We start from the raw sequence: 5,813 nt of genomic DNA, 5'->3' as shown, positions 1-5,813 counted from the left end.
TGCGGCTGCCGCGCCTCCGGCCCGCTCGGCCGCCGCGCCCGAGGGCTGCTCCGCGCTGCCCGCGCTCGACGGCATCGACCTGCCGGGCGCGCTGGCCCGCTGCGGCGGCCAGCCCGCGCTGCTGCGCAAGCTCGCGCAGCGCTTCGCCGACAGCCAAAGCGACTTCGCCGAGCGCTTCGCCTCGCTGCTGACCGAAGACCGCGACGCCGCCCGCCGCGCCGCGCACATGCTCAAGGGCAGCGCGGCCAACCTGGGGGTGGTCAACGTGTCGACCCGCGCCGCCGAGCTCGAAACCGCGCTGCGCACCGACGACGACACCGCCCTGCACCACGCGCTGCATGGCCTGCGGCGCGACCTGCGCCCCACGCTCACGCAGCTGCGCGAGTGGGCCGTGTCGGCCTGAGGCGGGTCGGCCCGCCGGGTCGGTCAGCGCGCGCTGGCGGCAATCGCCTGGGCCGCCGCGTCCACCACGCTGGCGATCGCGCGAGCCTGGCCGGCCGCCGAATCGGGTGACACCGGCAGGCTCCAGCGCTGCGAGCCCGTGCGCAAGGCCGCCGACTGGTCAACCCCCGCCGTCGGGTTGGTGATGCTGTAGCGCAGCTCGGCGCTCAACGTGCCTTGCGCGCGCAGGTAGTCGAGCGGCGCCCATTCGGCCTGCACGACCCGGCCGCCTTGCCCGCTCGGGCAGGTGCCGTCGCAGACCGTCCAGCCCGGCAGGGCCAGGCGCAGGCGCGCCACCAGCTCGCGCGTGAGCGCCACGGCGGGGCGCTCGGCCCAGGCCGTGCTCGGCCACTCGGCCAGCGTGCTGGCGTCGGCGCGGTAGCGCACGGCGCTCACATCGAGATATTCCGGCACGCCCACGCGGCGCACGATCAGCACGGGCGACACCGCCGAGGCAGCCGACGCGGGCGCGGCAGCCGGCGAGGCCATGTCCGCCGTCGGCAAGGCGAGAAAAGTCGTCGGCGGCGCGCTGGCGCAGCCCGACAGCACGGCCAGCGCCAGCGACGCGATGAACAGGCTCAGCAAGCAAACACGGGTTCGATTCATGGCGAGGGCTTTCCGAACAAGAGGGCGTTGGGCTGGCGCTCCAGCTGCTCGCCAAAGGCACGCAGGCTGCGCGTGGCCAGGGCCAGGTCGCGCAGGGCGGCGTCGAGGTCGGCCCGCACGGGCGCGCCCGGCGCTGTCAGCTCGGCCACCTGCTGCATGGCCTGCCGCGCCTGCGCCGCCGAGTCGCGCGCGGCTTCGAGCGTGCGCTGCAATTCGGGCTGGGCCTGCTGCACGGTCTGGCGCGAGGCGTCGGACAACTGCTGCACCGATGCCAGCGTGGCGTGCGACTGCGCCTGCACGTCTTCGAGCGCCTGCGTGGCCGTCTGCAGGGTGCGCCGCGCCTCGGCGCCGGTGCTGCTCAACTCGCGCCCGGTGCGCTCCATCGCCACCTGCGTGGCCTTGAGCGTCTGGTCGAGCGTCTGCAGGGTATGGCGCAGATCGGTGGCCAACTCGCGCACCGGCAGGTCGGACACCTGCTCGATCAGCGCGTCGAGCCGGTCCTTGATGGCCGGGATCTCGGCGGCGTCGGCGCGCGGGTTGACGAAGGCCAGCGGGGTGTCGGGCATGAAATCGAGGTCCACGCCCATCTGCCCCGTGACCACGCTCTGCATCGCCAGCCGGGCGCGCAGGCCTCGCTTCACCAGCTCGGGCAGGTCGTGCACGCTGGTGGCCTGCTGGTCGCCCCAACGCACCGCGCCCGCCGACAGCGACAAGCGCACCGGGATGCGCGCGTCCAGCGTCTTCGAGTCGATCTCGATGCCGATCGATTCGACCTCGCCGACCTTCACGCCGCGAAAGGTGACCGGCGCCCCCACGTAGAGGCCGCGCACGCTGCCCTGAAAGTAGACCGAGGCCGGAATGCGGCTGGAGAACCAGCTCGCGCCGCCCACCGCCAGCACGGTGGCGACGATGAGCAGCAGCGCGACGCTGACGAACGCGCCCACCAGCAGGGCGTTGCGGCGAGAGGGGGTCATGAGGTGGCGTCCTGCAAGGCGGTGCGGTTGAGAAAGGCCTGCACCGTGGGGTGGGTGGACTGCTCGAGCAGCGCGCGCGGGCCGCCCTGGCCGACGGGGCGCTTGCTGTCGGCGTCGAGAAAGATGCCGTCGTCGGCGATGGCGAACAGGCTGGGCAACTCGTGCGACACCACCAGCACGGCGGCGCCGGTGCGCTCGCGGATCGCCAGAATCAAGTCGTCGAGCCGGCGCGAGCTGATGGGGTCGAGACCGGCCGAGGGTTCGTCGAGAAACAGCACGCGCGGCTCGGTGGCCACGGCGCGGGCCAGGCCGGCGCGCTTCTTCATGCCACCGCTGAGATCAGCCGGCGCGTAGTCGGCGAAGTCGGCCAGGCCCACCCACGACAGCACTTCGAGCGCACGCTCACGCTGCTCGGCGGGCGTCCAGCGGGCCTGCTGCTGCATGGGCAGCAGCACGTTGTCGAGCACGCTCATCGACGACCACAGCGCCGCGCTTTGAAACAGCACGCCGAAGCCCGCGCGCACCTGGCGCTGCGTGGCCTCGTCGGCCTGCCAGTAGTCCACCTCGTCGTAGCGCACCGTGCCCGCCGCGGGCACGAGCAAGCCGATCAGATGCTTGAGCAGCGTGCTCTTGCCGCAGCCGCTGCCGCCCATGATGGCGAAGATGCGCCCGGGCTCGACGCTGAACGACACGCCCTGCTGCACCAGCCGCGTGCCGAAACGCATGGCGAGGTCGCGCACCTGCAGCATCGTCACACCCCCAGCGCGTTGGCGCACACGGCGAACACGGCGTCGAGCGCGATCACGCCAACGATGCCCGACACCACCGCGTGCGTGGTGGCCTGCCCCACCCCGGCCGCGCTGCGCGGCGCGTGCAGGCCGAAGTAGCACCCCGCCCACGCCACCAGCGCGCCGAACGCGATGCTCTTTGAGAAGCCCAGCCCCAAATGCGCGAACGTGAGCGCGGCCAGGCTGCGATCAAAGTAGGCCGCGGGCGACAGGTGCAGCATGCTCGCGCCCACCGCGAAGCCCCCCAACAGGCCCGCCGCGCAACCGAAGGCGTAGAGCAGCGGCAGCATCAGCAGCAAGGCCAGCATGCGCGGCACCACCAGGTGATCGACCGCCGGCAGGCCCAGCACTTCGAGCGCGTCGATCTCTTCGTTGGACTGCATGGTCGCCAGCTCGGCGGCGAAGGCCGCGCCGGTGCGCCCCGCCATCACCACCGCCGTGATCACCGCCGCCATCTCGCGCGACACGGCAATCGCCACCATATCGGCCACGAAGATGCCCGCGCCGAACTTGACGAGCTGCACCGCGCCCACGAAGGCCAGGATGGCACCCACCAGCAGGTTGACCACGGTGACGATGGGCAAGGCCCGCGCGCTGCCATCGGCCAGCACCCGCGCGAAATCCGCCGGGCGATAACGCCCGCCCCGCACCACGGCCCGCGACACCGCCAGCACCACCTCGCCCATGAAGGCGACGCGGCGCGTGGTCTCGTGACCCAGTTGAGTGAAGTGGGCGAAAGGCATGCTGCCTTTCTATCATCGATTCGTGGCCATCGCGGGTGCGCCACGCCCGCGCGCACCGAACCCGATACGCTCAACCGCGAGCGTTCGGCGCAGCGCGCATGAACTCACGGAGGGTCAGCCGTGAATCTGTAGACATTGCCGGGCTCCATGAAAGTGATGGCCCGTGCGATGCCCGTCGCCACGAACCGCCGTTGCTGAATCCGGTATTCGGCAAAGGTGACGCCTTGCGGCTGCTCGGCGCCTTCAGGGTAGCGATAGGTTGCTTGATCGACATACACCGCTTGATCGAGTCGCCTCACCGCTGCGCAAGTCGCAAACAGGCTCGGCAGCTTCCAGGCTTGATACGGCTTGCGGTCATGCCTGATCAGATACACCGCCCGGTGCCGGACTGCCGTGCCCGATGCGGACAACGGTGTGTTTTCAACGCAAAGCCAGGGCCCGGACACAAGCGCTGTGGCGCCCATTCCGAGATCGCTCTCTCTCATCACTTCGCCGGGAAACACGGTCGTGTGCCGCGGCCTCACTATCCGGCCATTGAGGCTCAGTCGCCCCTCGCGGATTTCAAGTCGCAATCGTTTGCCGGCTGCCGCGCCGCTCCACCCCAAGCGGATCGACTCGTCGCCCTCGACGCTGTATGGTTGCAACTCGACGCCACGGCTTCGAAACAGCAGATTCGGCATTGAGGCGTAGTAAGCCTCATAGCCGTCGTAGACCGTGGCGGCATGGAGCAACGACGGCAGGGCAAGCAGGATGACAGCGGCTCTCGCTTCAAAGCTGGTTCGACGAGCGTTCATGAACCGAGGGCGTCTCAGGCTTTTGGCAACCCGGCGACATACAGACACGCGACGGTGATCAGCGGCAGGATCAGCAATGAACCGGTCACCAGAATACGCACGAGGCGTGAAGCTTGAAGTAGGCGAATATGCATCGACAAGACGGCGACCAACTGAACAATCGACACCGCAATGAAGATCATGCCCCCAGGGGCGTCCATGAACAGTGCGAGGTGCTGGATGGAATCTGGGAAGTCAAGCTGTCTCATGTTGAACCAATTGCCTCAGATCCGGTGATCTGCCAACGCGATCGCGCATTTCTGCCAAATAGATCGCTGTCAGCCAATACAGCCAGATAGTCGGGCAGTTCGATCATGGGTTGCACACATTTCTCACGCGGGCGGCCTGGATATGAAATAGAAACCCAGGCAGAAAAAGATCGGAATCAAGGCCAGCAGGAGCAACACGGCACCCCTGTAGATCGAGGATGCCCACATTCGCTTGAACAAGCCGAGAACAAACACCGCCAGATAACAAACGCACAGCACGCCACCGACAACCGATTCGTCACCCAGCACCCCCCAGACGGTGAAAAAACCCTTCGCGTCAGTTATTGAATTCATGGAAGTGACCGATGAGCTTTGACAACGTCAGGCCGGGCGTTTGTTCAGATAGAGAATGCCGATCAAAAACAGGATCGGCATGAAGAGCAGGCAGACAAAAGCCAGCCCTTGATAGAGCCTCATTTGTCGCACGCGGTTAGACAGCCCCAGCAACGCAACTACCAACGACAAGGTGGCGAGGCTGCCAAACAAATCGCTGTCGGCCAATACAGCCAAATAGCCCGGCAAATCGTTCATGATTTGTTGAAGTCCAAAAAATTCCACCGATAGAACAAAAAGGCACTCAAAAGATTCTTTTCGTGATGCTGCGTGGATTGGTTTTGATAATCCCAGCCGCTTGATGACCTTTTATAGCTACCTGACTGAATGGGCATTCCCGCATAGCTGTCGCTCTGTGGGTCGGCACGGTTCTCTCCGATCCATCGAATGATCGTTGTAAAGGGGCGAACGATGACGCCTGATGAATTGCCCTGCGCAATATCCAAAGAATCAGAATTCCTGCGAACGACAACTTGAATGTGATGCGCTATTGAACGGGGCCGATCCAGCGACTGCGCCAAGATGTCGCCGGGCTGCAGATCGTCCGGTTTCGACACGACAACTGTATTGACTCCCACCCGCTGCATGTCTGGCGCGCCGTAACTCAGCATCACCATCTCGGTAAAGCCGTACAGGTTGGACCCATAGCGTTCGTGCTCGCCAGGGCGAAGCGGTTCGTCGTTTCGATACGTCCGCACCCCGGTGGTCAGCTTCACGGGCAGACCGTGTTGACAGGCGTACTCGCACAACAGGCGGATGGCGAAGTCTTCGCAGGTGAAGCGGTTGTGCTTGATGTCGCCGTTTTTGTTCCAGTACTGCTCGGTGC

The 5,813-nt window shown here is 66.5% G+C and carries 10 protein-coding genes; 1 reads left to right on the top strand and 9 read right to left on the bottom strand.

What is annotated here, in order from left to right; translation table 11 throughout:
* Positions 1-403, top strand: a 403-nt coding sequence (locus ACE3SS_RS14555; RefSeq protein ID WP_374595174.1) for an Hpt domain-containing protein, incomplete at its 5' end; no start/stop codon positions are given.
* 23 nt (positions 404-426) lie between these two features.
* Here ACE3SS_RS14555 and ACE3SS_RS14550 read toward each other — a convergent pair.
* From ACE3SS_RS14550 to ACE3SS_RS14510, 9 genes are all read right to left on the bottom strand, one after another.
* Entirely contained in the window at positions 427-1,047 is a 621-nt protein-coding gene (locus ACE3SS_RS14550) for a membrane integrity-associated transporter subunit PqiC (protein WP_374595172.1), read from the bottom strand.
* Positions 1,044-2,021 (bottom strand): MlaD family protein, encoded by a 978-nt coding sequence (locus ACE3SS_RS14545; RefSeq protein WP_374595170.1) that lies wholly within the window; start codon positions 2,019-2,021, stop codon positions 1,044-1,046. Before ACE3SS_RS14545 ends, ACE3SS_RS14550 begins: the two co-directional genes overlap by 4 nt.
* Positions 2,018-2,770: an ABC transporter ATP-binding protein gene (locus ACE3SS_RS14540; protein ID WP_374595176.1), complete on the bottom strand. Its 753-nt coding sequence runs from the start codon at positions 2,768-2,770 to the stop codon at positions 2,018-2,020. Before ACE3SS_RS14540 ends, ACE3SS_RS14545 begins: the two co-directional genes overlap by 4 nt.
* A 2-nt stretch (positions 2,771-2,772) precedes the next feature.
* On the bottom strand, positions 2,773-3,552 hold the full coding sequence (locus ACE3SS_RS14535) for an MlaE family ABC transporter permease (protein WP_374595168.1): 780 nt from the start codon (positions 3,550-3,552) through the stop codon (positions 2,773-2,775).
* Between the two features lie 104 nt (positions 3,553-3,656).
* Positions 3,657-4,346: a hypothetical protein gene (locus ACE3SS_RS14530; RefSeq protein WP_374595166.1), complete on the bottom strand. Its 690-nt coding sequence runs from the start codon at positions 4,344-4,346 to the stop codon at positions 3,657-3,659.
* 14 nt (positions 4,347-4,360) lie between these two features.
* Positions 4,361-4,594 (bottom strand): hypothetical protein, encoded by a 234-nt coding sequence (locus tag ACE3SS_RS14525; RefSeq protein WP_374595164.1) that lies wholly within the window; start codon positions 4,592-4,594, stop codon positions 4,361-4,363.
* Positions 4,595-4,717: 123 nt separating this feature from the next.
* Positions 4,718-4,948, bottom strand: coding sequence for a hypothetical protein (locus ACE3SS_RS14520; protein WP_374595162.1), 231 nt, complete (start codon positions 4,946-4,948; stop codon positions 4,718-4,720).
* 27 nt (positions 4,949-4,975) lie between these two features.
* Positions 4,976-5,185: a hypothetical protein gene (locus tag ACE3SS_RS14515; RefSeq protein ID WP_374595160.1), complete on the bottom strand. Its 210-nt coding sequence runs from the start codon at positions 5,183-5,185 to the stop codon at positions 4,976-4,978.
* On the bottom strand, positions 5,182-5,813 hold a 632-nt coding region (locus ACE3SS_RS14510), incomplete at its 5' end, for a hypothetical protein (RefSeq protein ID WP_374595158.1). The genes ACE3SS_RS14510 and ACE3SS_RS14515, both read right to left, overlap by 4 nt.

It is taken from the genome of Aquabacterium sp. (genome assembly GCF_041915145.1).
Classification (GTDB): domain Bacteria; phylum Pseudomonadota; class Gammaproteobacteria; order Burkholderiales; family Burkholderiaceae_C; genus Aquabacterium.
This window is presented reverse-complemented; position numbering and strand designations above follow the sequence as displayed.